This is a genomic window from Streptomyces sp. NPDC002779, from assembly GCF_042888685.1.
Taxonomy (GTDB): domain Bacteria; phylum Actinomycetota; class Actinomycetes; order Streptomycetales; family Streptomycetaceae; genus Streptomyces.
Genome location: NZ_JBIAQC010000009.1, coordinates 106,264 through 132,028 on the forward strand (window position 1 = coordinate 106,264; position 25,765 = coordinate 132,028).

The window sequence follows — 25,765 nt, forward strand, 5'->3', positions numbered from 1 at the left end:
ACGGACCGCTGCTCCCGCACATGCCGAGGAGGCCCCCAGATGCGTGCAACCGTGGGCGACCAGCTTGTCCAGCACGGCAGGGTGGTCGGACAGCACGACAAGGTCGGCGAGATCGTCGAAGTCCTGGGCCAGGAGGGCAATCCGCCTTACCGCGTCCGCTTCGAGGACGGGCACGAGGGCCTGTGCTCGCCCGGCCCCGACACCGAGATCCGCCACACGCGGATGCCCCACCGGGACATCACCCCGATGTAGGCCGGCGCGGGGTCGCCGCCGGCTGCCGGTAGTGGTCGGCGACCACCCGCGCCATGGCCCCGATCGGGTCCGCCGCCACCTCCTTGGCGGCGAAGAAGACATGCCCGCGCGCCTCCGGGTGCTCCTTGGCCAGCGTGAGGTGCCGGGACAGCTCGGCCGGCTGCTGCCAGGCGGCGCCCTGCGCCGGGTCGCCCGCCCGGTACAGCCCCTCACCGACGTACAGCTGCGTCGCGGTGCCCCGGACCGTGCGGGCCCACCAGGGCAGCAGGACGGCGTAGTCGGCGGCGGCGTGGCCGATGGGCCAGTACAGCTGCGGGCAGATGTAGTCGAGCCAGTTCTGCCGCACCCAGCTGCGGGTGTCCGCGTACAGGTCGTCGTACGCCTGCAGGGCCCGGGTGTCGCTGCCGAGCGGGTCGGTGCCCGCGTTGCGCCACACCCCGAAGGGGCTGATCCCGAACCGGGCGCCCGGCCGGATCCGCCGGACCCGGGCCGACGTCTCCTGGACCAGCCGGTCGATGTTGTGGCGCCGCCACGCGGCCCGGCCCGAGAACCCGCCGCCGTGCCGGTCGTAGGCCTCGTCGTCGTCGAAGGTCTGGCCCGCCCGCGGATACGGATAGAAGTAGTCGTCGAAGTGCACGCCGTCCACGGCGTACCGCTCGACCGCGTCCATCATCGCGTCCTGCACGAAGGCGCGGACCTCGGGCAGCCCGGGGTTGTAGTAGAGCTTCCCGCCGTAGCGCACCACCCAGTCGGGGTGCCGCCGGGCCGGATGCGAGGCGACGAGCGCGCTCAGGTCCGTGTGGTTGGCGATCCGGTACGGGTTGAACCAGGCGTGCAGCTCCAGGCCGCGGGCGTGGGCCTCCCGGACGGCCGTGCCGAGCGGATCCCAGCCCGGCGCCTTGCCCTGCGTCCCGGTCAGCACGGCCGACCAGGGTTCGTGCGGCGAGGGCCACAGCGCGTCGGCCGTCGGCCGCACCTGGAAGATCACCGTGTTCAGCCGGCGCCGTACCGCGGTGTCGAGATGGGCGATCAGCTCGGCGCGCTGTCTCGCCGCGCTGAGGCCCGCGGCGGAGGGCCAGTCGCGGCCCGCGACCGTCGCCAGCCACATGCCCCGCATCTCGCCGCCCGCCGCATGCCGCCGCTCCGGCGCCGCCGACGCTCCCGAGGCCGTCGAGAAGGCTCCCAACGCGGCCAGGGCGAAGGCCCGACGCGTGATTCGGCCCATTTCGCGCACCCCCATCGCACTGCGGATCCGCACGGTCACGGATCGTCTTCGCGCCCCAGGATGCCCCCACCCCGGCGATCGATCATCGATACTTGGCGGTAACGTGCACGAACGGAGCAGGCACCGGGACCCGGGGTCCTGCCACAGCCGAAGTTCAGCGAAAGGGACGATGTGACCGACATCGAACGCGTCGGAGTGGTGGGCTGCGGCCAGATGGGCGCCGGCATCGCCGAGGTGTGCGCCCGGTCCGGGCTGGACGTGAAGGTCGCCGAGACCACCGGCGAGGCCCTGGAGATCGGCCGTACCCGGCTGTTCAACTCCCTGGCCAAGGCCGCCGAGCGCGGCAAGATCAGCGAGGACGAGCTGGCGGCCACGCAGGCGCGGCTCAGCTTCACCACCGACCTCGGCGAGTTCGCGGACCGCGATCTGGTGATCGAGGCCGTCGTGGAGAACGAGCAGGTCAAGACCGAGATCTTCCAGGTGCTGGACCAGGTCGTGACCCGGCCGGACGCGATCCTGGCCTCGAACACCTCCTCCATCCCGCTGGTGAGGCTCGCGGTCGCCACCTCGCGGCCCGACCAGGTCATCGGCATCCACTTCTTCAACCCGGCCCCGGTGCAGAAGCTGGTCGAGCTGATCCCGGCGCTCACCACCTCCGAGGGCACCCTCAGCCGCGCCCAGGTCTTCACCGAGAAGGTGCTCGGCAAGCACGCCATCCGCGCCCAGGACCGCTCGGGTTTCGTGGTGAACGCGCTGCTGATCCCCTACCTGCTCTCCGCTATCCGGATGTTCGAGTCGGGCATCGCCAGCCGCGAGGACATCGACAACGGCATGGAGCTCGGCTGCGCCCACCCGATGGGCCCGCTGAAGCTGTCCGATCTGATCGGTCTGGACACCGTCGCCTCGGTCGCGTACTCGATGTACGAGGAGTACAAGGAGCCGCTCTACGCCGCTCCCCCGCTGCTCCAGCGCATGGTCGACGCCGGCCGCCTCGGCCGCAAGTCCGGTTCGGGGTTCTACAGCTACTGATTGCACAGTGCCCGATGCAGGGTGCTGATTACACAGTGCGACGAGCACGGGCCCGGCACTCCTCGGAGCGCCGGGCCCGCGGCATTCACACACCGTGTGCGCGCCGGGCTCGCATATGCCCTTCGCACACTCTCCCCACGCGCCCACCAGGGGAGTTGACTCTTCATGCGCATGCAAGAGCGCACGCAGGGATGTGACGACTACGGAAAGGAGCGGACTCGTGACCGCCGAACCCGAGCATCCCGTGGTCCATGGAGAACTCGCAGAGTTACGGCGTCGCCTCGACGTGGCCTATGCCCGTGTCGAGGGAGGCCTGGCCCTGCTCAGCCATCGCACCGAGGAGACATGCAAGGAGCTCGATGATCTGTCCGCGCGCATCGTCGCCCTGGAGCACGCCCGCTGGCCGCTGCCCGCGGTGGCGGTACTGACCGCGCTGGGCGCGCTCGTCGTGGCGATCTGGCAGGCCCTCGGGCATTAACTCGCAGGGCGCGGCGGGGGGATCAGGGCAACGCGTCCTGCCCGAGCCTGAGGTGGTGCAGCAGGAGTAACGCGGCCGCCATGTTGGCGGCCGGGACCTCCCCACGGGCGACCATGTCGGGGACGAGCTTGAGGGGGACCCATTCCCGGCGGTCCGACTCGAAGTCGTCCACGGGGTGCCCGACGTACTCACCCTCGTCGGCCCAGTAGATGTGGTGCCTGGCGTCGGTGAGTCCGTTGGACGGCTCCACGCTCATGAGGTGGTGCAGCCGTCCCGGCCGCCAGCCGGTCTCCTCCTCCAGTTCCCTGGCGGCCGCCACGGCGATGTCCTCGCCGTCCTCGACCACTCCGGCCGCGAGTTCCCACCCCCAGCTGTCGGTGATGAACCGGTGGCGCCACAGGAGGAGGACCTCATTGGCCTCGTTGACCACCGTGGCCACGGCGACCGGCCGCAGCCGGATCAGGAAGTGGTCGAGGTGCCGGCCGTCCGGCAGTTCGACATCCGCGAGATTGACGCTGAACCAGCGATTTGAGTACACAGTTTGTTCGCTCTGTTTCGCCCACTGCACGGTTCTGCCACCTTCCGTCGAGTAAGTGGCAATATCGCAGCAGGGACTGTGAGCTGTCGGTGGTCGAGCACCGACCTACAGCGGTACGCGTAGTGCGCCGTCGATGAGTTCGGCGGCCTCGGAGGTGCCCGCGCAGCCGCTGCGCACCAGGTATTCGCGTACCGCGCGGAGTCTGTCGCGCAGCCGCTGGGACTCCATTCCCCTCGCCTGTTCGGCCATCTGCACCGCGGTGGCCACCGCCTTGTCGGCGTGGCCCTGACGCAGTTCGATCGTGCTGAGCATGGCGAGCCGGTGCACCCGGCCGCGGTCATGGGCGGGATTGTCGACGGCCGCGGCCGCGTGCTCGCCGGCCGCCGCGAGTTCGCCCAGGCTCAGCAGCGCCTCCGCCACCTGGACGTTGACGAGCCCCGGCTGGACATAGCCCGTTTCGTCGGGTTCGTATCCGCGCCGGATGCGTTCGGCGGCCTGCTCGGCACGCCGGATGCAGGACAGGGCGCTCGTGCCGTCACCGAGGTGTGCGTACGCCTTCGCCTGCATCGCGTACAGATCCGAGGCGAGCGCCGGCGTGATGTGCCGGCCCGCGGCACGCAACGCGGCCTCCGCGAAGGCGACGGCCTGGCGGAACTCCCGCATGAACAGCGCCTGGTTGACCAGCAGGGCGATCACATAGGCGCCGAGCCCTCGGTCACCGCTGGCCTTCGCGAGCCGCAGCGCCTGGTGGAAGTAGCGCTGGGCCAGGCCGTGCGCGTCGGAGTCGTAGGCACAGATCCCGGCGACGGCCACCAGACCGCCGGTGGCGCGGTGGAGTTGGCGGCCGATGGCGTCGGTGTAGCTGCCGCGCAGCAGCGGGGCGGCCTCGGCGTTGAGGAAGCCGACGATCCGGGTGCGGGTCGCGATGCCGCCGGCCTTGCGGTACATCTGCTCGTAGTGGGTGCGGGCGGCCCGCAGCATCTCCAGGTCGGCGGGCGTGACCCGGTGCCGGCCGCCACGCGAGACGTCCACGTCCTCGGGCGGGTTCTCCCACTCCCACACCGGCATCACGGCGGGGGTGCCGGTGACGGCGGGCGCGCCGAGGATGTGCGGACGCTGCTGTTCGTCGGAGCGCCACAGGGCGGTGGCCCGCTCGACGAACCCGGACAGCGAGGTGGCGTGCGGGGCGGAGGGCTCGCCGGGTACGCCGAGTCCGATGTCGTCGAGGGTGACCGGGCGTTGGAGGCGGCCGGCCAGCACCTCGCAGATCAGGTCGGGGACTTGACCGCGCGGCCGCTGCCCCTTCAACCACCGTGCGACGGCGGTGTGTTCGTACCTGAGCGCGAGCCCGCGCGCCCGTCCGGCCTGGTTCACGTGTGCTGCCAGCCCCGCGTGCGAGATCCCCGCCTCGTCCAGGATCGCGTCGAGCAGAGTGTTGGGCTGCATATATGCCCCCCGGGTGGCTCGGTTCCGTCAGAGTAGTGGTTCCGGCTTCACACGGGGTGTGAACGGAGTGCTCGAATCCGCGCAGTGTGCGCACTGTCGCGGAGAGTTTCCAGCCGGTTGACTGAATTGCCTCGCAAGAGGCCGGCCGGGCCGCCGGCTCCCCCTCGTACAGTGCGGCGGCCCTGCCGGGACGCTGCGCTCGCTGCGCCGGGCGACTGTTCACCGTGGCACTAGTGGTGCTGTGTCGGCTGCGGGTTCGATGTGGCTGGTCGCGCAGTTCCCCGCGCCCCTATGGAGTTGCCCCTCACGTGAGTTCGGTCGTTCCGCAGGATCAGCAGTGCGATGTCGTCGGAGGGTGTGCCGCCCGCGTGACGCATCAGCGCGCTCAATACCGTACGGAGGATCAGCTGTGGGGAGCCGGGGTGTGTGCGGGAGGCGCCCAGCAGAGCCGCCGGAAGTGAAAAGAACCGGCCACGCGCGTCCCGCGCGTCTTCCGCACCGTCCGTGTACAGGGTCAGGGACTCGCCGGGGAGCAACGGTCCGCACGAAAGGGCCGCCAGTTCCCTCGGCAGCGGGAAGGGACCTAGCGGCGGCAGCGGATCCGCGCGCGCCAGGGGCTCCACCCGCGTGCCGCTGATCAAGTAGGGCCAGGGATGGCCGCAGTTGAGGGCCCGCACTTCCGCGTCCCGGCCGATCTCCAGCAGCAGGACGGTGGCGAACTCCTCCGCCGCCTCGGGTTCGTCCCGGTACCGCTCCCGCAGGTGCCGGGCGAGGGCGCGGTCCATTCGACGGAGCACCCGCCCCAGGTCCGGCTCGTCGTGGACCGCCTCGCGGAAGCTGCCGAGGAGTGCCGCGGCCGTGCCGACGGCGGCGATGCCGTGTCCCCGTACGTCGCCCATCACCACGCGCACCCCGTGCTCGGTTGCGATGACCTCGTACAGGTCCCCGCCCACCGAGGCCCCCCGGTCCGCGGAGAGCTGGGTGGCGGCGATGTTCAGTCCGTCGATCCGCGGCGGCAGCGGCCGCAGCAGCACGCTCTGCGCGACCCCGGCGACCCGGCGGATCTGCCGCAGCTCCCGCAGCAGGACTTGGCGGACATGGAGGATCAGCCCGGTGCCGACCGCGAAGAAGACGGCGCTGGTGACCGCGCGGGCTCCGATGCCGTCCTGCTGGGCGAGCGGACAGGTGAGCTTGTAGGTGATCGCCATCGCGCCCCAGGCGGTGGGCAGCCCCAGCGCGAGCAGCCGACGGGGAAACACAGCCTTGATGCGGATCATGCCGGTGGCCCCCAAGTAGGCCGCGTCAACGCAGAATCGGACCGACCCCGAAAGGCCGGTCCGATTCTGTCGACCGCATGGCCCAAGAGGACCAGTACACCGGCAGTTCTCACTCGAACGAGTGAGGTGACCGGCAACAACCCGCAGGCGTACGAGGACTAGCCCCGCAACACCGCCCCGGTCCGCTCGCCCGCGAGGGCGACCGCCGCGTCCCGGGCCGCCGAAGCCTCGTCCACGGTCAGCGTGCGATCCGGCGCCCGGAACCGCAGCGCGTACGCCAGCGACTTCTTCCCGTCACCCAGCTGCTCCGCGTTCTCGTACACGTCGAACAGCCGGATGGCCTCCAGCAGGCCCCCCGCGCCCTCGCGCAGCGCGGCCTCCACCTCGGCGTGCGGCACGAACTTGTCGAGGACGAGGGCGACATCCTGCGTGGCGACCGGGAACGAGGAGATGCCCGGCGCCTGCGGCACCCCGTCGCCCACCTGCTCCAGCGCGTCCAGGTCCAGCTCCATCGCGCAGGTGCGCGCGGGCAGTCCCAGCGCCTTGAGGACCCGCGGGTGCAGCTCACCGGCGTGGCCCACGACCCGCTCGGCACCGTCGACGGTGACGACCAGCTCGGCGCACCGGCCCGGATGCCAGGGCCCGTACTGCCCGGGCCGCACGATCAGTTCCGCACCCGCCTCGGCGGCGACGGTCCGCGCGGCCTGCACCGCGTCGGCCCACCCGGCCGGACGGCCCGCGCCCCACCAGCCGGCCTGCTCGCGGGCGCCCGCGAGGACGACGGCGACATGGCGCGGCTGCTCGGGCAGGACGGCGTCGAGCGCGGCGATCTCCTCGTCGGTCGGACGCCGGTCCACGGGCAGCTGCGCGGCGACCCGCTGCTCCTCGCGGGGCAGGAAGACCAGGCCGGTCTCGAACAGGGCCAGGTCGTGCGAGCCCCGTCCGTCGTTGCGCCGCAGCGCACCGAGCAGGCCCGGCAGCAGCGACGTACGGAGCGCGGGCTCCTCGTCGTTGAGCGGGTTGGTCAGCTTCACGACTCGGCGGGCCGGGTCGTCGGCGTCGAGACCGAGCTGGTCGAAGACCTGCTCCCCCACGAAGGGGTAGTTCGGCGCCTCGACGTACCCGGCACCGGCCAGGGCGCGGCCGACGCGCCGGTGCAGCCGCTGACGGGGGGTCAGGCCCCGGCCGGACGGCGGCTTGGGCAGCGTGGAGGGCAGGTTCTCGTAGCCCTCGAGCCGGATGACCTCTTCCGCGAGGTCGTTCTGCTCCAGCAGGTCGGGACGCCAGGACGGGACGGTGACGATCAGCTCGTCCTGTCCGTAGACGTCGCAGCCGACCTCCTGGAGGCGGCGTACGACGGTCTCGCGGCCGTACTCGACGCCGGCGACCTTGTCCGGGTGGTCCGCCGCGACCGTGATGGTGTGCGGCGCGGACGGGGCGATGACCTCGGTGACGCCGGCGTCGGCGGTGCCGCCCGCGAGCAGCACCAGCAGGTCGACGGTGCGCTGGGCGGCCGCGGCGGCGGCCATGGGGTCGACACCGCGCTCGAAGCGGCGGGACGCCTCGGAGGACAGTTTGTGCCGGCGGGCCGTCCGCGCGATCGCCACGGCGTCGAAGTGCGCCGCCTCGATGACCACGTCCGTCGAGGCGTTCTCGACATCGTCGTGGTCGGCGATCTCGGTGTTGGCGCCGCCCATGACACCGGCGAGGCCGATGAGGCCGCTGTCGTCGGTGATGACCAGGTCCTCGGCGTGCAGCGTCCGCTCGACGCCGTCGAGGGTGACGATCTTCTCGCCCTCGGCCGCGCGGCGGACGCCGATGGTGCCCTGGACCAGCTTGCGGTCGTAGGTGTGCAGCGGCTGGCCGAGCTCCATCATCACGTAGTTGGCGACGTCGACGGCGAGCGAGATCGGGCGCATGCCGACCTTCTGCAGCCGCCGCTGCAGCCAGATCGGGGACCGCGCCTCGGCGCTCAGACCGGTGACCGTACGCGCGGTGAAGCGGTCGCAGCCCACGGGCTCGGAGACCTGCACCGGGTAGCCGAAGGCGTTCGGGGCCGGGACGTCGAGCAGCGCCGGGTCGCGCAGCGGCAGACCGTAGGCAATGGCGGTCTCGCGGGCGACGCCGCGGATGGACAGGCAGTCTCCGCGGTTGGCGGTGACGGCGATGTCCAGGACCTCGTCGAACAGTTCCAGCAGCTCGATGGCGTCCTTGCCGACCTCGGTCTCCGGCGGCAGCACGATGATGCCCTTGGTGCCGTCGTCACCCATGCCCAGCTCGTCGCTGGAGCAGATCATGCCGTGCGAGGTACGGCCGTAGGTCTTGCGCGCGGAGATCGCGAAGCCGCCGGGCAGCTCGGCGCCGGGGAGCACGACCACGACCTTGTCGCCGGCCTGGAAGTTCCGGGCGCCGCAGACGATCTCCTGGGGCTCACCGGTTCCGTTCGCGGTGCCGACGTCGACGGTGCAGAAGCGGATCGGCTTCTTGAAGCCCTCCAGCTCCTCGATGGTCAGCACCTGGCCGACGACCAGGGGGCCCTTGAGGCCGTCGCCGAGCTGCTCGACCCTCTCGACCTCGAGGCCGGCCGAGATGAGCTTGGCCTGCACATCGCGGCCGGTCTCGGTGGCCGGCAGGTCGACGTACTCCCGCAGCCAGGAAAGCGGGACCCGCATCAGATCTCCATCCCGAACGGCCGGGTGAACCGGACGTCACCCTCGACCATGTCTCGCATGTCCTCGACGTTGTGGCGGAACATCAGCATCCGCTCGATGCCGAACCCGAAGGCGAAGCCGCTGTACTTCTCCGGGTCGACGCCGCAGGCCGTGAGCACCCGCGGGTTGACCATGCCGCAGCCGCCCAGCTCGATCCAGCCCTCGCTGGAGCAGGTGCGGCAGGGCCGGTCGGGGTTGCCGACGGACTCGCCGCGGCAGACGTAGCACACCATGTCCATCTCGGCGGACGGCTCGGTGAACGGGAAGAAGTTCGGCCGCAGCCGGGTCTTCATGCCCTCGCCGAACAGGGACTGCACCATGTGGTCCAGCGTGCCCTTGAGGTCCGCCATGGTGAGGCCCTCGTCGACCGCGAGCAGCTCGACCTGGTGGAAGACCGGGGTGTGGGTGGCGTCCAGCTCGTCGGTGCGGTACACGCGGCCCGGGCAGATCACGTACACCGGCAGCTCACGGTCGAGCAGCGAGCGGATCTGGACCGGCGAGGTGTGGGTGCGCAGCACGACACCGGACTCGGTGCCGCCCTGCGGGCCCTCGACGAAGAAGGTGTCCGCCTCGCCGCGCGCCGGGTGGTCCGGGCCGATGTTGAGGGCGTCGAAGTTGAACCACTCGGCCTCGACCTGGGGGCCCTCGGCGACCTCGTAGCCCATGGCCACGAAGATGTCCTCGATGCGCTCCGAGAGCGTGGTCAGCGGGTGGCGGGCGCCGGCCGGTACCCGGTCGAACGGCAGCGTGACGTCCACCGCCTCCTCGACCAGCACCCGGGCGTCACGCTCGGCCTCCAGCTCGGCCTGGCGGGCGGCCAGCGCCTTGTTGACGGCGCCGCGGGCCTGGCCGACCAGCTTTCCGGCGGCGGCCTTGGCGTGCGGGGGCAGGGCGCCGATCTCGCGGTTGGCGAGGGCCAGCGGGGAGGTGCCGCCGGTGTGGGCGACCTTGGCCTCCTGGAGCTTGTCGAGCGAGTCCGCGGCGGCGAAGGCGGCGAGCGCCTCGTCCCGCATGCGCTCGATCTCTTCCGGTTTCAACGCCTCGACCTCTACAGGGTCGTACGACTTATTCGGTGCCGACATCTCTTCCCGTGCTTCCGATCTGCTGGCTGAAGGTCCCCGTCACCGACTCAGTGGGCCGTCTCCGGGACGCAAAGGTGCCAAAGGCCGAGTCTAACGGGGTGCGGACAGGCGGATGCGCCCGTGGCCGTCAGGCGAGATACGCCGGAGCCGCCACGGGCAACGTAAATCGGAACTCGGCGCCGCCGCCGGGGGCGCGGCCGACCGTGATGGTGCCGCCGTGGGCCTCGACGATGCCCTTGACGATGTAGAGCCCGAGGCCGGTGCCGCCGCGCTTGCTGCCCCGCCAGAAGCGGGTGAAGACGCGGTTCATGGACTCCTCCGGGATGCCGGACCCCTCGTCGCTCACCGTGACCGACGTGCCGGCGTCCTCTCCCTCGCGGGGCGACGCCGTGGGCGTGACGTCAATGGTGACGGTTCCCTCGCCGTGCCGCACCGCATTTTCCAGCAGGTTGCTGAGCACCTGGTCGATCTTGTCGGGGTCGGCCCACAGATCGGGCAGCGGCTGCTGCAGGCGGAGCAGGAAGCGGTCGGCGGGCTGCCCGGCGGCGACGTACGCCTGGATGTGCCGCCCCACCGCGGCGCCGATGTCGACGGGCTGGCGCCGCACCTCCAGCCGCCCGCTGTCGATCCGCGAGATGTCCAGCAGCTCGGCGATGAGCCGGGTGACGCGGTCGGCGTCGGCGTCGACGGTCTCCAGCATCAGCCGCTTCTGGTCGTCGGTGAACCTCTCCCACTTGGCGAGCAGGGTCGCGGTGAAGCCCTTGACGGAGGTGAGCGGCGAGCGCAGTTCGTGGGCGACCGTGGCGATCAGTTCGGCGTGGCTGCGCTCGGTGCGGCGGCGGGCCTCGGTGTCCCGCAGCGAGACGACGACGCGGCGGACGGGGCCGGTGGGCTCGGCCCGGACGTACCGCACCGAGACCAGGACCTCGCGCCCGCCCGGCAGCAGCAGGTTCCGCTCGGGCTGGCGGTTGCGGATGGCCAGTCCGCCGTACGGGTCGGTGACCTGCCACCAGCGGCGGCCCTCCAGATCCTCTAACGGCAGGGCCTTCTCCAGACGCTGTCCGAGGGCCTCGGCGGCGGAGACGGCGGTGATGCGCTCGGCCGCGGCGTTGAAGCAGACGACCTGGCCGTGCTCGTCGGCGACGACGAGGCCGTCGGGCAGGTCGTCGGGGGTGATGCCGAGTTCGGCGAGGTCGCCGTACCGGGGCGCGGGCGGGTGGCTCATGTCCCGTGCTCCCGGTGCGCTGCTCGTGCCGACACTCATCCCCGTACCCCACCTCTCGAACGACCGAGGGGCCCCGAGCTGGTCACCCTACTAGCTCTCGGTGACGGAGCGGCACCCTCCGAAGGCGCGCTGTGCACGGGCCGACGCGTAGAGACATACGGCTGCGGCGGTGGCGAGGTTCAGGCTCTCGGCCTTGCCGTGGATCGGTACGCGCACGACGGCGTCCGCGAGCGCGCGGGTCTCCTCCGGGAGCCCCCAGGCCTCGTTCCCGAACACCCAGGCGGTCGGCCCGCCCATGGTCCCCTTGTCGAGCTCGTCGTCGAGGTCGTCGGCCCCGGCGCCGTCGGCGGCGAGGATGCGCACCCCGGCGTCCTTGAGCCCAGCGACGGCCCGCTCGACGGGCACTCCCACGGCCACGGGCAGATGGAACAGCGACCCGACGGAGGCGCGTACGGCCTTGGGGTTGTAGAGATCGACGGAGGCATCGGTGAGTACGACGGCCTCGGCGCCCGCGGCGTCGGCGCACCGCAGCACGGTGCCCGCGTTGCCGGGGTCCCGGACGTGCGCGAGGACCGCGACGAGCCGGGGCCGGGCGGCCAGGATCTCCTCGAAGGGGGTGTCGAGGAACCGGCAGATCCCGACGAGGCCCTGCGGGGTGACGGTGGTGGAGATGTCGGCGATGACGTCCTCGGAGGCGAGGTGCACCCGTGCTCCGGCGGTACGGGCCTCGCCGATGATGTCGGCGTACCGCTCCGCGGCCTCGACCGTGGCGAACAGCTCGACCAGGGTGCCGTCGTGTCCGGCCGCCTCCCGCACGGCCTGCGGCCCCTCGGCGAGGAACAGCCGCTCCTTCCCCCGGAAGTTCCGCTTGCCCAGCCGCCGGGCGGCGGAGACACGGGGGGAACGGGGGGAGATCAGGTCGGGGGCAACGGGGGGCATGGAGCTCACTTTCACCATCTTTTCCGCCGCAACGGCGATCAACCACAGGGGCGGATTCCGGCGGTGCCGAACCCGCCGCACCGCGCAACGCAACGGACCCGCAGGAAACAACCCACGGGTCCGTCACTCACGTCGGCTCAGGCCAGCGCAGCGTCACGCAGCCTTCGGCGCGTTGACGTCGCTCGGCAGGGCCTTCTGCGCGACCTCGACGAGCGCGGCGAACGCGTTCGGGTCGTTGACGGCCAGCTCGGCGAGGATCTTGCGGTCGACCTCGACGTTGGCGGCCTTCAGGCCCTGGATGAAGCGGTTGTACGTGATGCCGTTGGCGCGGGCAGCGGCGTTGATGCGCTGGATCCACAGCTGGCGGAAGTCACCCTTGCGCTTCTTGCGGTCGTTGTAGTTGTAGACCAGCGAGTGGGTGACCTGCTCCTTGGCCTTGCGGTACAGACGCGAACGCTGACCGCGGTAGCCGGAGGCCTGCTCGAGGATCGCCCGGCGCTTCTTGTGGGCGTTGACTGCCCGCTTGACGCGTGCCACTTGTTAACTCCTTGTAGCGGGGCCGTGGGTGTCCTCACACGACCCGAAATCGATTGGGTCCCGGTCCTGACGTGCGGCGGCGAGGCGCCGGAACGTCACTTGCCGAGAAGCTTCTTGATCTTCGCGGCGTCGCCCGGGGCCATCTCGGCGTTGCCGGTGAGGCGACGCGTCACGCGGGACGACTTGTGCTCGAGCAGGTGGCGCTTGCCGGCACGCTCGCGGAGCACCTTGCCGGAGCCGGTGATCTTGAAGCGCTTGCTGGCACCGCTGTGCGACTTGTTCTTCGGCATAGCGCCGTTCTCTCCTCGTCGGTGGCGCTCCGGTGCCCGGTCGTGAAACCGGGCACGGTGGAGCGTCGTTCTGGTATCGGATACATCCTTGGGGACTCGCGTCCCCCGGGATCACGCCTCGGCGGATGCCTCGGCCGGAGCCTCGGCGTCCTCGACGTCCTCGGCGAAGTCGGACTCCGCGGCGTTCTGCGACTTGCCGGGGTTGGCCTTCGCTTCTGCCTTGCGGGCTTCCTGCGCCTGACGGGCCTCGGCCATCGCCTCGGTCTTCTTCTTGTGCGGACCGAGAACCATGATCATGTTTCGGCCGTCCTGCTTCGGATTCGACTCCACGAAGCCGAGGTCCTGGACGTCCTCCGCGAGACGCTGCAGCAGTCGGTAGCCCAGCTCGGGCCGGGACTGCTCGCGACCACGGAACATGATCGTGATCTTGACCTTGTCGCCCTGCTTGAGGAACCGGACGACGTGACCCTTCTTGGTGTCATAGTCGTGCGGGTCGATCTTCGGCCGGAGCTTCATCTCCTTGATGACCGTGTGCGCCTGGTTCTTGCGCGCCTCACGGGCCTTCATGGCCGACTCGTACTTGAACTTCCCGTAGTCCATGAGCTTGCACACAGGCGGACGGGCGGTCGCCGCCACCTCGACCAGGTCCAGGTCGTACTCCTGCGCAAGCTCCAGTGCCTTGGCCAGGGGGACGATGCCCACCTGCTCGCCACTGGGACCGACAAGTCGCACCTCTGGAACGCGAATCCGGTCGTTGATGCGGGGCTCGGCGCTGATGGATCCTCCTCGGTAGCACCACACGGCGGTCTGGCGGACAGCCGCGTATGTCTGATTGACATAGGACCAACCATCGCGGCGCATGAAAAATGCCCCGGACGGGACACAGGCGGGGCTCCTTTGATGCCGGAACACCGCCGCGTCGACCGCGGGGCGCAATCTCGGGCGACTCTCCACCGTCCGTACGGAACGGTGGTGGCCGCCTGACCGGTGACCCGCCGTCCCGGAGGACAGTCGGGTGGGAGTTCGGAGCCTCCACTTGCGGGCCGGACACATGCGTGTTCGGCCGGTCGTCACCCAAGGTTAGCAGCTCCCGCCGGTCGGGGCTAACCGAGGCAGTGTCGGGCCGGGCCGGTGCGTGCACCTATCGTGGGCGCCATGAGTGACACCTCTTCCCCGGACAGCCCCGAGACGCCCGACTTCGACGAGATGACCCGCGACATCGCCGAGGTCCCCGCCGTCGAGGTGATCGTGACGGTCGCCGTGAACCTGATGAGCGCCGCCGCCGTGAAGCTCGGACTGACCGAGGAGGGCGACCGGTACAAGGACCTGGACGAGGCCCGCAAACTGGTCACCGCCCTGGCCGGGCTGCTGGACGCGAGCACCACCGAGATCAGCTCCTTCCACGCGGCCCCGCTGCGGGACGGCCTGAAGTCGCTCCAGCTGGCGTTCCGCGAGGCCTCGCTCGTCCCGGACGAGCCGGGCCAGGGCCCGGGCGAGAAGTACACCGGGCCGGTCTACGGCTAGGCCCCGGCTTCCCGTACGAACAAGGGCTCGCCCGGAGGGTTGGCCTCGGCCGGCAGTAGTGCCAGGTCGAAGCCGCGCACCAGGCGGGCCCTCAGTGTTTCGTCGGCGGCGAGCCGGCGCGCGACCGCGTGGACACCGGCGTCCTGCGGCACGGAGGGGTGGAGGACCAGGGCGAGGGTGCCGTCGGCCCGGCCCGGGCCCAGGTAGGCGCGCAGCACCGCGTCCACGTCGGCGACCGCGGCGCGCACCGCCGCCACGACCGCCGGGTCGGCCAGCGGGTCGGTGCTGGTCCGCCCCTCGGCCAGGGCGAGCAGCGCCGGTCCCGTCAGCTCGAATGGCACCGGTCCGGCCAGGTCCAGCACGACCGTGTCGGCCTTCTCGTGCGCGGCGGCCTCCAGGGCCTGGTGCAGGGGTACGGCGACGGGGCGGGCCGTGGTGTCCCAGCGGGCGAGGGAGTCGGTGGAGGTGAAGGCGGGCAGTGCCTTGCGGTCGCCGGCCCGCAGGGTCGGTACGGCCATGTCGCTGGTCTTCTCGTGACGCAGCCCGTTCTCGTCCTCCTCGACCTCGCCGAGGACGGCCACGACGGGGACGAGCAGCCGGGCGCCCTTGAGCGCCCGGAGCACCGGTGCCACGGCGGTGCGGTCCTCGGCCCAGGCGGCGAGCGCCGCGCTCAGCCGGGGGTCGGCGGAGCCGTCGTCGTCCGGGAAGGGGGAGTCGGGAATGTTCTTGTTCGCCACGGTCACCGACCCTATCGGGGGGATGCTGCTGCGCTTGTGCGGGCCCGGAAACGCGCCCGTCACCCGGCTCACGCGTTTCTCAGGCATCCCTGACACAGATCTGACCCGCGTCTCACGCGAGACACAGTCACCGGCCCGACGATCACGGGCATGGAGTCCTGCAGAGCGCGTCGGCGCCGTGTGCCCCTGCTGTCCGTCGCCCTCGCCTCCGCGGCCGTGGTCGGTGTCATGACGGCGCAGCCGCACTCAGCTCCGGGCGCGGGGAGCGCCGTATCGTCGTCGGCGACGCCCTCCGGGGTCGCGGCGAGCGGGGAGGCATCCGTGGAATCGGTGGCGCGGCCGACGGTGGACCGGGACGGGCTGCTGGCGGACGCCATGGAGTCCGTCGCCGTGGCGGAGGGCGCGGAGGTGTCGGTGGCGGTGCTGGACCTGGACTCCGGCGCGAGCGCCAGGTACGGGGACGGTTCCTTCGACACGGCGAGCATCGTGAAGGTCGACATCCTGGCGGCGCTGCTGCTCCGGGCCCAGGACGAGGGGCGGGCGCTGACCTCGGCGGAGAAGGCGCATGCCACCGCGATGATCGAGCGCAGCGACAACGCCTCCGCGTCGGCCCTGTGGGAGACGATCGGCAGGGCGCAGGGGCTGGCCGCCGCGAACGAGCGGTTCGGGCTGCGGGCCACCGAGGGCGGCGACGGGACGCTGTGGGGGCTGACGCAGACCACGGCGGCGGATCAACTCGTGCTGCTCCAGCAGGTGTTCGGGGAGGAGTCGGAGCTGGGCGAGGCGTCGCGGTCGTATCTGCGAGGGCTGATGGGGCGGATAGCCGTGGATCAGCGGTGGGGTGTCTCGGCGGTGGCGGACGGTTCGCGGTGGGCGCTGAAGAACGGGTGGCTGCCGCGGAGCACGACGGGGCTGTGGGACGTCAACAGCATCGGGCGGGTGACGGTGGACGGGCGGGAGTGTCTGGTGGCCGTGCTGTCCAACGGCAACGCGACGAAGGCCGCGGGGGTCGCGCTGGTCGAGGCGGCGGCGAAGGCGGCGGTGCCGGTGCTGGCGAGGGGCTAGAAGCGGCCTCGGTGCTCGCGAGGGGCTAGAAGCGGGCCCGGTGGTCGTCCTGCCGGGGGCGCCGGCCTCGCCACAGGACGATCGCCGCGACCAGCAGGACGCCTCCGGTGCCGCCCGCCAGGGGGGCCGCCCAGCCCGTGGCGTCGTCCGAGGCCTTACGGGTGTCGGGACCCGGGCCGAAGTACTCGTCGCCGTGTCCCCTGGCCCGCAGGCCCGCCGGTTTGAGGCCGGCGGCCTTCGCGATGGCGGCGGCGGGGTCGATGAAGCCGTAGCCGCGGGAGTCGTCGCGGCCGTCGGCGGGGGCGTTGCGGGCCGTGTCCTCCAGGAGCTTCTTGATCTGGGCCGGGTCCAGGCCCGGGTGGGCGGACTTGACCAGGGCCACCGCGCCGGAGACGAAGGCCGCGGCGGCGCTGGTGCCCCAGCCCTCGTAGTACTTGCGGTCCGGGTCGGCGATCACGACGTCGACGCCGGGGGCGCTGACCGTGGCGTACCAGCGGCGGGTGGAGAAGGAGGCGCGGGTGCCGAACTTGTCGACGGCGGTGGCGGCGATGACGCCCGGATAGGCGGCCGGGTAGGAGATGTGGTCGCCCTTCTCGCCGCCGTTGCCGGCCGAGGCGACGACGACGGCGCCCTTGCGCAGGGCGTACTGGACGGCCTCGTCCTCGGCGGGTTCGGGGTGCGCGGACTTGGAGTCGTCGCCCAGGGAGAGGTTGATGACGTCGGCGCCGTGGTCGGCGGCCCAGCGGATGCCCTCGGCGAGGGCGTTGCCGCGGGTGGTGCGGGCCTTGGCGCGGGCCGGGTCGCCGTCCTCCAGGATCACGCGGACGGGGAGGATCCTGGCCTCGGGGGCGATGCCCAGTACGCCGTCGCCGTTGCCGGGGCCGTGTCCGTGGCCCGCGATGATGCCAGCCATGGCGGTGCCGTGGCGGGCCCAGGCGCGGTCGCCGCGTTTCGCTCCGAAGCCGACCATGTCCTTGCCGGGCAGGACGTTGCCGGCGAGGTCGGGGTGCTCGTCGTCGACGCCCGTGTCGAGGACGGCGACGGTGATGCCCTCGCCCTGGGTGGTCTGCCAGGCCTCGTCGGTGTGCATGGCTTCCAGGGCCCACTGCTGGCCGCGGATGCCGTCGGCGTGGGCGGCGGTGGACGGGACCAGGGCGAGGGAGGCGGCGAGGAGGACGCCGAGCAGGCCCGTGCGGCGGGCGCGGGCGGCGGTCATGAGGCCGGCTCCGTGGCGTAGGGGCCGACGTGCTTGCGCAGGGCGCGTTCGACGCGGTCGGCGAGGCCCTTCGCCTCGTGGCCGAGGCCGGCCTGGGCGGGGGCCGTGGTGGCGCCGGACTCCATGGCGTCCTCGGCGGGCTGCGGCTCGTCGACGTCGCGGCCGTCGGCCCAGCCGGAGACGGAGTAGACGACGACCGGGGCGTCGGTGAGGACGGACACGGTCCAGGTGGCGCGCTGGTCGCTGTCGAAGCCGGGGCCGTACGGGCGGGGCATGAGGTCGGTACGGCTGTCCAGGCCCTCCTCGGTGAACCGCTCGGCGAGGGAGGTCATTGCGGTGGCGTCGGCCTTGGTGAAGAGCAGGCCGACGGTGGTGACGTAGGTCTGGGTGGCGTCGGTGTAGGTGGCGCGCAGGAGCCGCTGGCAGCCGACGGGGGCGAGGGCCTTGCGCAGGAGCGGGTCGAAGGCGTCCGCGCAGCCGCTGTCCGGGGCGACGGCGATCCGGGTCCAGGTGCGGTCGGCGCCGCCCGGGCCGGCGCCCTGCCCCTTGACGCTCGCCGGGAACAGCTGATCGACGGGGAGGCTGTGCCACAGGCTACGGGCGGCGACGAAATCGTCCCGGGAACCGGCGGCCTCGGAGTCCCCGACGAGCCAGCTCCCGGTGACGGCTCCCCCGACGAGTCCGAGCCCCAGCACGAGACAGGCGGCGACGGCGGCCACCCGGCCCCCGCGCCCCCGCGTCCGCCCTCCCCCGTCGTACCCCTCGGGCTCCCCGAACGACACCACGGGCCGCTCCCGCGGCGCCGCCACGGGAGCACTCCAGGAAAACGCAGGATCGGGCCCCGCCCCCTCACCCGGAACGGGCCGCAATCGCCGAGTGGTCTCCGAGCCGGCCTCAGGGTGACGGCTACCGGAACGCCCGACCTGGTGAGCCGAGGAACCGGTGACCTGCGGAGGCACGGTGGGAGGTCCCTGCGAGGGGCCGGGCGCGGCGGGGCGGGGCGGGACGGCGGGAGCTGCCGGAACCATGCGACGCGAGGAGTCAGGCGCGCCAGGCGAAGGCGGGGTGGCGGACGGAACCGTGCGACGCGAGGAGTCAGGCGCGCCAGGCGAAGGCGGGGTGGCGGACGGGGCCGGGCAATGCGAGGCGGCAGGCGCGCCAGGCGAAGGAGTGGACGGGGCCTGGCGATGCGACTGCGAGGAAGCAGGCGCGTCTGGCCGGGGCGGGGTAGCGGACGGGGGTGTGGCGGGGCGCGCCGGAGCGACGGCAGGGGTAGACGCCGGGCGCGGGGGCATGCCCGCCGGGCCAACCGGAGCGGAGCTCGGGCGCTGTGACGCGCCGTCTGCGGCAGCGGGGCCGGAGGCCGGGCGAGGGGGGAGGCCCTCGGAAGCAGTCTGAGCCGGAACCGACGGCGAATCCGCGCCTGGGCGCTGGGGCGGGGCCCCGAAAACCGTCGAGCGACCTGAAGCCGAGGGCGCAGCAGAATCCGAACGCTGGCCCGCGCCACCGGCGGCAGCCGGGCTCGATGCTGGGCGGGGCGGAACCGGCGGCGGAGCCGAGGCCGGATAGTGGGCCCCGCCATCAGCAACAGCGGGGCTCGACGCCGGACGCGGGGACACCTCGTCGGAAGCCGTCGGGCGAGGGACAGCCGAGCCCGGCCGCTCGGGCGCCGGGCGCCGGAGCGGGCTCTCGAAAACCGGCGGGCGCGCCGAAGCGGCGTCCGGGCGCTGGGCCGCGCCGCGGGAGGCAGTCGGGCTGGCAGCCGGACGCGGGGGCAGGCCGTCGGAAGCCGTCGGACGAGCCGAGGGCGAAGCGGCATCCGCGCGGCGGGCTACGCCACCGGCGGCAGCCGGGCTCGATGCTGGGCGGGGCGGAACCGACGGCGACGGCGCGCCCGGGCGCCGAGGCGTGCCGTCGAAAAATGTCGGGACGGACGGAACCGACGGCGGAACCGCGCCCGGGCGCCGAGGCGTGCCGTCGGAGGATGTCGGGGTGGCCGGAACCGGCGGCGGGGCCGCGCCGGCGGGGGTAGCCGGGCTTGACGCCGGGCGGGGCGGGACCGACGGGGGGGCCGCCTCGTCCGCGGGGGGAGGGGTCGTGTCCGGGAAGCGGGCGGAGGGGGTGCGGAGGGTCGGGAAGCGGGAGTCCTGCGCAGTCGGCGCGCTCTCGCCCTCCCCCGACCCGGGCGTCGGCTGGCAGGCGCGCTGCGCTTCCGTGTTCATGCGCCCCCCGTTTCCTCGTACCCGGGCCTGGTGTCCTGCGCGGGCCCCGTTCCGTTCGCCCGAGCCCGGTGTCCCGGGCACCATCTACCCGCACGCGGAGCCCGGCATCCCGGCCCTCACATGCGTGCGCGTCACTCTACGGCTTGCCCCCGGCGCCGCGGGAACCAGTCCACGAGCCCGGGGCTTTAGCCCGGAACGTCCCCCTACCCTGCGGTAATCCAGTCTGGCAGGCTTCGTTCATGACTGCGCGCGCCGCCGACCGGGCCCGTTACGACCGGGCCACCGCCCATCTCGACGCCCCCCTCGCGATCGTGGACCTGGACGCCTTCGACGCCAACGCGGACGACCTCGTCCGTCGCGCGGCAGGCAAGCCCATCCGCGTCGCCAGCAAGTCCGTACGCTGCCGTGCCCTGCTCGAACGCGTCCTCGCGCGCGACGGCTTCGCGGGGATCATGTCCTTCACCCTCGCCGAGTCCCTGTGGCTGGCCCGCTCCGGCTTCGACGACATCCTGCTCGCCTACCCGTCCGCCGACCGCGCCGGATTCGCCGAACTCACCAGCGATCCCAAGCTCGCCGGCGCCGTCACCGTGATGATCGACGACCCGGCCCAGCTCCGGCTCATCGACGACGCCCGCGACGGGGGACGTGAAGTCGTCCGGATCTGCCTGGAGTTGGACACCTCGCTCAGGCGGCTCGGCGGCCGGATCCGGGTCGGCGCCCGCCGCTCCCCGCTGCACACCCCGGGCCAAGTCGCCGACCTGGCCCGTCTCGTGGCCCGCCGGCCGGGGTTCGAGGTCGTCGGGCTCATGGCGTACGAGGGACACATCGCCGGCGTGGGCGACTCCGTCGCCGGGCACCCCCTGCGCTCACGTGCCGTCCGGCTGATGCAGGCCACCGCGCGCCGGGAACTCGCCGGGCGCCGGGCCGAGGTGGTGCGGGCTTTGCGGGCGGTGGCACCGGAGTTGGCCTTCGTCAACGGCGGCGGTACCGGCAGCGTCCAGCACACCGCCGCCGAGGACTGCGTCACCGAGATCGGCTCCGGGTCGGGACTCTACGTACCGCGGCTCTTCGACAACTACACATCCTTCCGCGGACGTCCGGCCGCCCTGTTCGCCCAGCCCGTGGTCCGGCGCCCCGGCGTCGGCGTCGTCACCGTCCTGGGCGGCGGCTACCCGGCCTCCGGTGCCGCGGGACCCGACCGGCTCCCGGTGCCGTACCTTCCGGAAGGGCTGCGCTACGACCCCCAGGAGGGCCCCGGCGAGGTCCAGACCCCGCTGCTCGGCTCCCCCGCCGACGACCTGCTCATCGGCGACAAGGTGTGGTTCCGGCACGCCAAGGCGGGCGAGCTGTGCGAACGCTTCGCGCAACTGCACCTCGTCGAGGGCGACACGGTGACGGCGACCGTCCCCACGTACCGAGGCGAGGGCCACACCTTCCTCTGACGCGTCTGCATCCCCCGGCCGGGTCCTACCCCTCGCCGGGGCCCACGCTGCTGCCCACTCCCCCGCCGCCGTCCGGGTCGGCGAAGGACCGGATGCCCTTGGTGATCCGGTCCATGTCGGCCAGGGGCGGTCCATCCGGGCCCGCGTCGAAGACGTAGCGCACGCAGACCGGTGACTCGGTGCCGACGCGGGACGGGAAGACCGTCGACTGGACGTAGCCGCCGGGGCCCTCGGCCGTGGTGACCCGCCAGCGCACGAACCAGCCGGCCCGGCCCGCCACCGCGACCGGGCCCGACGTGACGACCTCGTGGGACTCCATGCCGCCGTAGGGCCGCCTGCCGATCGTGTCGCGGTCGTACGCGGACTCGGCGGCGTCCTCGATGTCCTGCTCGGCCAGCACCCGCGGGGACCGCTCGTCGTTCTCGGTGACCGTCCGGGACATGACGAGGCCGTGGCGGCAGACGCCGTCGTCGCCGGGGCAGTCGTAGGTGCCGTCCGTGGTCATGACGACGTCGTCCTCGGCGACGTACTTCGGCCGGACCCAGCCGTCGAGCAACGGCAGGGTGATGCCGTTGAGTTCGTCGGTCACGACGGCCGGGTCGTCGGCGGACGGTTCGCTCCCGGTCGGGGTCGGCGAGGGAGGGGCCTCGGTGGAGTACGTGGGCGCCGTCTCCAGCTCCGCACCGCCCTGGTCCTCCCCCTGCCCCAGCACCACCGCGCCCGTGACGATCGCCGCCACGAGCACGACCGCCGCCGCGGTGACGGCGACGGCCCTGGACCGCCCGGAGGCTCCCGCGACCGGCATCGGCGCCGTCACCTCGGGGGTGCGCCGGTACTCGGTCCAGGCGGTTCCGTCCCACCAGCGCTCCAGGTGCGGGGCCTTGGGGTCGCGGTACCAGCCGGGTGGTGGCGTCATGCTCATGCAGGCACTGTAGGACGCGGCCTACAGCGGAGTGACGTACGCCCCCGAGATCCCGCCGTCCACCAGGAAGTCGGTGGCGTTGACGAAGGAGGAGTCGTCGCTGGCCAGGAAGGCGACGGCGGCGGCGATCTCCTCCGCCTCGGCGAACCGGCCGAGCGGGATGTGCACCAGGCGGCGCGCGGCGCGCTCGGGATCCTTGGCGAACAGCTCCTGCAGCAGCGGGGTGTTGACCGGCCCGGGGCAGAGCGCGTTGACGCGGATGCCCTCGCGCGCGAACTGCACGCCCAGCTCACGGGACATCGCGAGGACGCCGCCCTTGGAGGCCGTGTAGGAGATCTGGGACGTGGCCGCGCCCATCCGCGCCACGAAGGACGCGGTGTTGATGATCGAGCCCCTGCCCTGGCGCCGCATGTAGGGGATCGCGGCCTTGCAGCACAGGTAGACGGAGGTGAGGTTGACCTCCTGGACGCGCTTCCAGGCCTCCAGGCCGGTCTCCAGGATGGAGTCGTCGTCGGGCGGCGAGATCCCGGCGTTGTTGAAGGCGATGTCGACGCTGCCGTAGGTGTCGTGGGCCGTCCGGAACAGCGCCTCCACCTGCTCGGCGTCGGTGACGTCGACCTCGACGAAGGTGCCGCCCACCTCGTCCGCCGCCGCCTTGCCGCGCTGCTCGTCGACGTCGCCGCAGACCACGTGCGCGCCCTCGGAGGCGAGCCGGCGGACGGTAGCGAGACCGATGCCGCTGCCGGCTCCGGTGACGACGGCGGTACGGCCGACCAGTCGGCGGCAGACGGGCTGTTCGGTTGCTGAGGTTGATGAGGTCACTGTGCGGGGCCCTCCGTGCTGATGAAGACGTTCTTGGTCTCGGTGAAGGCGGTCAGCGCGTCCGGGCCGAGCTCGCGGCCGACGCCGGACTGCTTGAAGCCGCCGAAGGGGGTCCAGTAGCGGACGCTGGAGTGGGAGTTGACGGACAGGTTGCCCGCGCGGACGGCTTGCGAGACGCGCAGGGCGCGGCCGACGTCCCGGGTCCAGATCGAGCCGGACAGGCCGTAGTCGGTGCCGTTAGCGAGCGCGACGGCCTCGGCCTCGTCCGCGAAGGGGAGGACGACGGCCACCGGCCCGAAGACCTCCTCGACGGCCACGCGCGCGTGCGGGTCGACGCCGGTGAGGACGGTGGGCGGGAACCAGAAGCCGGGGCCCTCGGGGGCCTTGCCGCGGATGCCGGCCGCGTCCGGGTCGACGTAGGAACTCACCCGCTCCAGCTGGGCCCTGGAGATCAGCGGGCCCATGTCCGTGGTCTCGTCCGCGGGGTCGCCCACGCGTACCGCCTCGATCGCCGGGCCCAGCAGCTCCAGGAAGCGGTCGTACACCGTCCGCTGGACGAGGATGCGGGTGCGGGCGCAGCAGTCCTGGCCGGAGTTGTCGAGGAAGGACATGGGGGTGGCCCGGGCGGCGGTTTCCAGGTCGGCGTCGGCGAAGACGATGTTGGGGCTCTTGCCGCCGAGTTCGAGGGTGACCCGCTTGAGGTGCGCGGCGCCCTTCGCCCACACCTGTCTGCCCACCGCCGTCGACCCGGTGAAGACGATCTTCGCGACGCCGGGGTGTTCCACCAGGGCGTTCCCGGCGACCGGACCGTGGCCGGGCAGCACCTGGAACAGGCCCTCGGGAAGACCGGCGGCCAGGGCCAGCTCCGCCAGTCGCAGAGCGGTCAGCGGGGTCGTCTCGGCGGGCTTGAGGAGCACGGCGTTGCCCGCGGCGAGCGCGGGCGCGGTGCCCCAGGCCGCGATGGGCATCGGGAAGTTCCAGGGCGCGATGACGCCGACGACGCCGAGCGGTTCGAGGAAGGTGACGTCGAGGCCGCCGGGGACCGGGATCTGGCGTCCGGTCAGGCGCTCCACGCCGCCCGCCGCGTAGTCGAGCAGATCACGGACGTTGCCCGCCTCCCAGCGGGCGTTGCCGATGGTGTGCCCTGCCTCACGGACCTCCGACTCGGCGAGTTCTTCGAGGTGTTCGTCCACGACGACGGCGAACCGGCGCAGCAGCCGGGCCCGGTCGGCGGGGGCGAGGGCCGCCCAGGCGGTCTGGGCGCGGGCGGCCCGTACGACGGCCGCGTCGACGTCCGCCGCGGACTCCGCCGGGACGGTGGCGACCACCTCTTCGGTGGCCGGGTTCAGTACCTGGAGCTGGTCGGACACAGCGGGCCTCACATGCGTTCGAAGGAGCGGCGCAGCTCCCAGTCGGTGACCGCGGCGTCGTAGGCGTCGGTCTCGACGCGCGCCATGTTCCGGTAGTGCGCGACGACCTCGTCGCCGAAGGCGGCCCGGGCGATGGGGCTGTTCTCCCAGAGCTCGGCGGCCTCGCGCAGGGTGGTCGGGACGTGCTGGTACCCGGCGGTGTAGGCGTTGCCGGCGCAGGCCTCGGGCAGCTGGAGCTTGTGCTCGACGCCGTACAGGCCCGCCGCCACCATGCCCGCGACCGCGAGATGGGGGTTGACGTCGCCGCCGGGGAGACGGTTCTCGAAGCGCAGCGAGCGGCCGTGGCCGACCACGCGCAGGGCGCAGGTGCGGTTGTCCTGCCCCCAGGCGACGGCGGTCGGCGCGAAGGAGCCGGGCTGGAACCGCTTGTAGGAGTTGATGTGGGGGGCGTAGAGGAGGGAGAAGTCGCGCAGGGCCGTCAGCTGTCCGGCGAGGAAGTGCCGCATGACCTCGGACATCCCGTCGGGCCCGGCCATGGCGTTGTCACCGGCCTCGTCCGTGAGCGAGAGGTGGATGTGGCAGGAGTTGCCCTCGCGCTCGTTGTACTTGGCCATGAAGGTCAGGGACATGCCCTCCTGGGCGGCGATCTCCTTGGCGCCGGTCTTGTAGATGGCGTGCTGGTCGCAGGTGACCAGGGCCTCGTCGTAGCGGAAGACGATCTCGTGCTGGCCGGGGTTGCACTCGCCCTTGGCGGACTCGACGGTGAGTCCGGCGCCGGCCATCTCGTTGCGGATGCGGCGCAGCAGGGGTTCGATGCGGCCGGTGCCGAGGACGGAGTAGTCGATGTTGTACTGGTTGGCCGGGGTCAGGCCCCGGTAGCCCGCGTCCCAGGCCTGCTCGTAGGTGTCCTTGAAGACGATGAACTCCAGCTCGGTGCCGACCTGGGCGGTGAGCCCGAGCCCGGCGAGGCGCTCCAGTTGCCGCCGCAGGATCTGGCGCGGGGCGGCGACGACCGGGGAGCCGTCCTCCCAGGCGAGGTCGGCGATGACCATGGCCGTGCCGGCGTTCCAGGGGACGCGGCGCAGGGTGGTCAGGTCCGCGTGCATCGCGAAGTCGCCGTAGCCGCGGTCCCAGGACGACATGGCGTAGCCGTCCACGGTGTTCATCTCGGTGTCGACGGCGAGCAGGTAGTTGCAGCCCTCGGTGCCGTGGTGCAGTACCTCGTCGAGGAAGAAGCGCGCGGCGAACCGCTTGCCCTGGAGCCGCCCCTGCATGTCCGGGAAGGCCAGGACGACGGTGTCGATCTCACCGCCGGCGACGAGGGCGTGCAGCTCCTCGACGCCGAGCGGCGGTGTGCGGTCTGCCACGGGAAAGCCTCCTTAAGGCTTCTTCGGTCAGCTCCGGAGCCATAAGGTA

The 25,765-nt window shown here is 72.3% G+C and carries 24 protein-coding genes; 6 read left to right on the plus strand and 18 right to left on the minus strand.

Annotated elements, in window-relative coordinates; all coding sequences use genetic code 11:
• Positions 1-39: 39 nt before the first annotated feature.
• Positions 40-252, plus strand: a complete 213-nt coding sequence (locus ACFYW5_RS25085; RefSeq protein WP_389419318.1) for a DUF1918 domain-containing protein — start codon at positions 40-42, stop codon at positions 250-252.
• On the opposite strand, the gene ACFYW5_RS25090 is transcribed toward ACFYW5_RS25085, so the two are convergent.
• Complete coding sequence (locus tag ACFYW5_RS25090) at positions 239-1,477, minus strand: glycoside hydrolase family 10 protein (RefSeq protein ID WP_389419319.1); 1,239 nt, start codon at positions 1,475-1,477, stop codon at positions 239-241. The two genes, ACFYW5_RS25085 and ACFYW5_RS25090, sit on opposite strands and share 14 nt — an antisense overlap.
• A 171-nt stretch (positions 1,478-1,648) precedes the next feature.
• Between ACFYW5_RS25090 and ACFYW5_RS25095 the strand changes: the two genes are divergently transcribed.
• Together ACFYW5_RS25095 and ACFYW5_RS25100 are read left to right on the plus strand one after the other, a co-directional pair.
• A complete protein-coding gene (locus ACFYW5_RS25095; protein WP_389419320.1) occupies positions 1,649-2,506 on the plus strand; it encodes a 3-hydroxybutyryl-CoA dehydrogenase in 858 nt (285 codons plus the stop codon).
• A gap of 220 nt (positions 2,507-2,726) precedes the next feature.
• Entirely contained in the window at positions 2,727-2,984 is a 258-nt protein-coding gene (locus tag ACFYW5_RS25100; protein WP_389419321.1) for a hypothetical protein, read from the plus strand.
• 22 nt (positions 2,985-3,006) lie between these two features.
• Here the strand turns inward: ACFYW5_RS25100 and ACFYW5_RS25105 are convergent, their stop codons facing one another.
• From ACFYW5_RS25105 to infC, 10 genes are all read right to left on the minus strand, one after another.
• Positions 3,007-3,552, minus strand: a complete 546-nt coding sequence (locus tag ACFYW5_RS25105) for an NUDIX hydrolase (protein WP_389419322.1) — start codon at positions 3,550-3,552, stop codon at positions 3,007-3,009.
• 75 nt (positions 3,553-3,627) lie between these two features.
• Positions 3,628-4,968 (minus strand): transcriptional regulator, encoded by a 1,341-nt coding sequence (locus ACFYW5_RS25110; RefSeq protein WP_389419323.1) that lies wholly within the window; start codon positions 4,966-4,968, stop codon positions 3,628-3,630.
• Between the two features lie 230 nt (positions 4,969-5,198).
• Complete coding sequence (locus ACFYW5_RS25115; RefSeq protein ID WP_389419324.1) at positions 5,199-6,245, minus strand: PP2C family protein-serine/threonine phosphatase; 1,047 nt, start codon at positions 6,243-6,245, stop codon at positions 5,199-5,201.
• Between the two features lie 158 nt (positions 6,246-6,403).
• Positions 6,404-8,917: a phenylalanine--tRNA ligase subunit beta gene (gene pheT / locus ACFYW5_RS25120; RefSeq protein WP_389419325.1), complete on the minus strand. Its 2,514-nt coding sequence runs from the start codon at positions 8,915-8,917 to the stop codon at positions 6,404-6,406.
• Positions 8,917-10,038, minus strand: a complete 1,122-nt coding sequence (pheS, locus tag ACFYW5_RS25125; protein ID WP_389419326.1) for a phenylalanine--tRNA ligase subunit alpha — start codon at positions 10,036-10,038, stop codon at positions 8,917-8,919. The genes pheT and pheS overlap by 1 nt, the downstream gene beginning before the upstream one ends.
• 127 nt (positions 10,039-10,165) lie before the next feature.
• On the minus strand, positions 10,166-11,302 hold the full coding sequence (locus ACFYW5_RS25130) for an ATP-binding protein (RefSeq protein WP_389419327.1): 1,137 nt from the start codon (positions 11,300-11,302) through the stop codon (positions 10,166-10,168).
• A gap of 51 nt (positions 11,303-11,353) precedes the next feature.
• A complete protein-coding gene (locus ACFYW5_RS25135; protein WP_389419328.1) occupies positions 11,354-12,202 on the minus strand; it encodes a TrmH family RNA methyltransferase in 849 nt (282 codons plus the stop codon).
• 153 nt (positions 12,203-12,355) lie between these two features.
• The gene (gene rplT, locus ACFYW5_RS25140; RefSeq protein ID WP_003977226.1) at positions 12,356-12,739 is read right to left on the minus strand and encodes a 50S ribosomal protein L20; all 384 of its coding nucleotides are present in this window, start codon (positions 12,737-12,739) and stop codon (positions 12,356-12,358) included.
• Between the two features lie 95 nt (positions 12,740-12,834).
• Positions 12,835-13,029 (minus strand): 50S ribosomal protein L35, encoded by a 195-nt coding sequence (rpmI, locus tag ACFYW5_RS25145; protein ID WP_003977225.1) that lies wholly within the window; start codon positions 13,027-13,029, stop codon positions 12,835-12,837.
• Positions 13,030-13,140: 111 nt separating this feature from the next.
• Positions 13,141-13,830, minus strand: coding sequence for a translation initiation factor IF-3 (gene infC / locus ACFYW5_RS25150; protein ID WP_389419526.1), 690 nt, complete (start codon positions 13,828-13,830; stop codon positions 13,141-13,143).
• Between the two features lie 354 nt (positions 13,831-14,184).
• Here infC and ACFYW5_RS25155 point away from each other — a divergent pair, with 354 nt between their 5' ends.
• Positions 14,185-14,553: a DUF1844 domain-containing protein gene (locus ACFYW5_RS25155; protein WP_389419329.1), complete on the plus strand. Its 369-nt coding sequence runs from the start codon at positions 14,185-14,187 to the stop codon at positions 14,551-14,553.
• Here the strand turns inward: ACFYW5_RS25155 and ACFYW5_RS25160 are convergent.
• Positions 14,550-15,290, minus strand: a complete 741-nt coding sequence (locus ACFYW5_RS25160) for an SseB family protein (RefSeq protein ID WP_389419330.1) — start codon at positions 15,288-15,290, stop codon at positions 14,550-14,552. The two genes, ACFYW5_RS25155 and ACFYW5_RS25160, sit on opposite strands and share 4 nt — an antisense overlap.
• A 150-nt stretch (positions 15,291-15,440) precedes the next feature.
• Between ACFYW5_RS25160 and ACFYW5_RS25165 the strand changes: the two genes are divergently transcribed.
• Positions 15,441-16,355 (plus strand): serine hydrolase, encoded by a 915-nt coding sequence (locus ACFYW5_RS25165; RefSeq protein WP_389419331.1) that lies wholly within the window; start codon positions 15,441-15,443, stop codon positions 16,353-16,355.
• A gap of 25 nt (positions 16,356-16,380) precedes the next feature.
• Here ACFYW5_RS25165 and mycP read toward each other — a convergent pair whose 3' ends face one another.
• A complete protein-coding gene (gene mycP / locus ACFYW5_RS25170; protein WP_389419332.1) occupies positions 16,381-17,571 on the minus strand; it encodes a type VII secretion-associated serine protease mycosin in 1,191 nt (396 codons plus the stop codon).
• Positions 17,568-18,380: a hypothetical protein gene (locus tag ACFYW5_RS25175; RefSeq protein WP_389419333.1), complete on the minus strand. Its 813-nt coding sequence runs from the start codon at positions 18,378-18,380 to the stop codon at positions 17,568-17,570. Before ACFYW5_RS25175 ends, mycP begins: the two co-directional genes overlap by 4 nt.
• Before the next feature lie 1,652 nt (positions 18,381-20,032).
• On the opposite strand from ACFYW5_RS25175, the gene ACFYW5_RS25180 reads away from it, so the two are divergent.
• Positions 20,033-21,235 (plus strand): amino acid deaminase/aldolase, encoded by a 1,203-nt coding sequence (locus ACFYW5_RS25180; RefSeq protein WP_389419334.1) that lies wholly within the window; start codon positions 20,033-20,035, stop codon positions 21,233-21,235.
• A gap of 25 nt (positions 21,236-21,260) precedes the next feature.
• Here ACFYW5_RS25180 and ACFYW5_RS25185 read toward each other — a convergent pair whose 3' ends face one another.
• Genes ACFYW5_RS25185 through ACFYW5_RS25200 form a run of 4 tightly spaced genes read right to left on the minus strand, consistent with a single transcriptional unit; the run spans position 21,261 to position 25,716 of the window.
• Positions 21,261-22,151 carry a DUF2510 domain-containing protein gene (locus tag ACFYW5_RS25185; protein ID WP_389419527.1) on the minus strand — a complete coding sequence of 297 codons (891 nt, stop codon included), beginning with the start codon at positions 22,149-22,151 and terminating at the stop codon, positions 21,261-21,263.
• A gap of 27 nt (positions 22,152-22,178) precedes the next feature.
• Complete coding sequence (locus ACFYW5_RS25190; protein ID WP_389419335.1) at positions 22,179-22,979, minus strand: 3-oxoacyl-ACP reductase; 801 nt, start codon at positions 22,977-22,979, stop codon at positions 22,179-22,181.
• The gene (locus tag ACFYW5_RS25195; RefSeq protein WP_389419336.1) at positions 22,976-24,349 is read right to left on the minus strand and encodes an aldehyde dehydrogenase family protein; all 1,374 of its coding nucleotides are present in this window, start codon (positions 24,347-24,349) and stop codon (positions 22,976-22,978) included. The genes ACFYW5_RS25190 and ACFYW5_RS25195 overlap by 4 nt, the downstream gene beginning before the upstream one ends.
• 8 nt (positions 24,350-24,357) lie before the next feature.
• On the minus strand, positions 24,358-25,716 hold the full coding sequence (locus tag ACFYW5_RS25200; RefSeq protein WP_389419337.1) for a glutamine synthetase family protein: 1,359 nt from the start codon (positions 25,714-25,716) through the stop codon (positions 24,358-24,360).
• Between the last annotated feature and the right edge of the window lie 49 nt (positions 25,717-25,765).

What these genes read in the sequence shown, in the direction of transcription:
- ACFYW5_RS25085 (WP_389419318.1), top strand. Translation starts at nt 40, where the DNA reads ATGCGTGCAACCGTGGGCGACCAGCTTGTCCAGCACGGCAGGGTGGTC.
- ACFYW5_RS25090 (WP_389419319.1), bottom strand. Translation starts at nt 1,477, where the DNA reads ATGGGCCGAATCACGCGTCGGGCCTTCGCCCTGGCCGCGTTGGGAGCC.
- ACFYW5_RS25110 (WP_389419323.1), bottom strand. Translation starts at nt 4,968, where the DNA reads ATGCAGCCCAACACTCTGCTCGACGCGATCCTGGACGAGGCGGGGATC.
- ACFYW5_RS25115 (WP_389419324.1), bottom strand. Translation starts at nt 6,245, where the DNA reads ATGATCCGCATCAAGGCTGTGTTTCCCCGTCGGCTGCTCGCGCTGGGG.
- pheT (WP_389419325.1), bottom strand. Translation starts at nt 8,917, where the DNA reads ATGCGGGTCCCGCTTTCCTGGCTGCGGGAGTACGTCGACCTGCCGGCC.
- pheS (WP_389419326.1), bottom strand. Translation starts at nt 10,038, where the DNA reads ATGTCGGCACCGAATAAGTCGTACGACCCTGTAGAGGTCGAGGCGTTG.
- ACFYW5_RS25130 (WP_389419327.1), bottom strand. Translation starts at nt 11,302, where the DNA reads ATGAGTGTCGGCACGAGCAGCGCACCGGGAGCACGGGACATGAGCCAC.
- ACFYW5_RS25135 (WP_389419328.1), bottom strand. Translation starts at nt 12,202, where the DNA reads ATGCCCCCCGTTGCCCCCGACCTGATCTCCCCCCGTTCCCCCCGTGTC.
- rpmI (WP_003977225.1), bottom strand. Translation starts at nt 13,029, where the DNA reads ATGCCGAAGAACAAGTCGCACAGCGGTGCCAGCAAGCGCTTCAAGATC.
- ACFYW5_RS25155 (WP_389419329.1), top strand. Translation starts at nt 14,185, where the DNA reads ATGAGTGACACCTCTTCCCCGGACAGCCCCGAGACGCCCGACTTCGAC.
- ACFYW5_RS25165 (WP_389419331.1), top strand. Translation starts at nt 15,441, where the DNA reads ATGGAGTCCTGCAGAGCGCGTCGGCGCCGTGTGCCCCTGCTGTCCGTC.
- mycP (WP_389419332.1), bottom strand. Translation starts at nt 17,571, where the DNA reads ATGACCGCCGCCCGCGCCCGCCGCACGGGCCTGCTCGGCGTCCTCCTC.
- ACFYW5_RS25180 (WP_389419334.1), top strand. Translation starts at nt 20,033, where the DNA reads ATGACTGCGCGCGCCGCCGACCGGGCCCGTTACGACCGGGCCACCGCC.
- ACFYW5_RS25185 (WP_389419527.1), bottom strand. Translation starts at nt 22,151, where the DNA reads ATGACGCCACCACCCGGCTGGTACCGCGACCCCAAGGCCCCGCACCTG.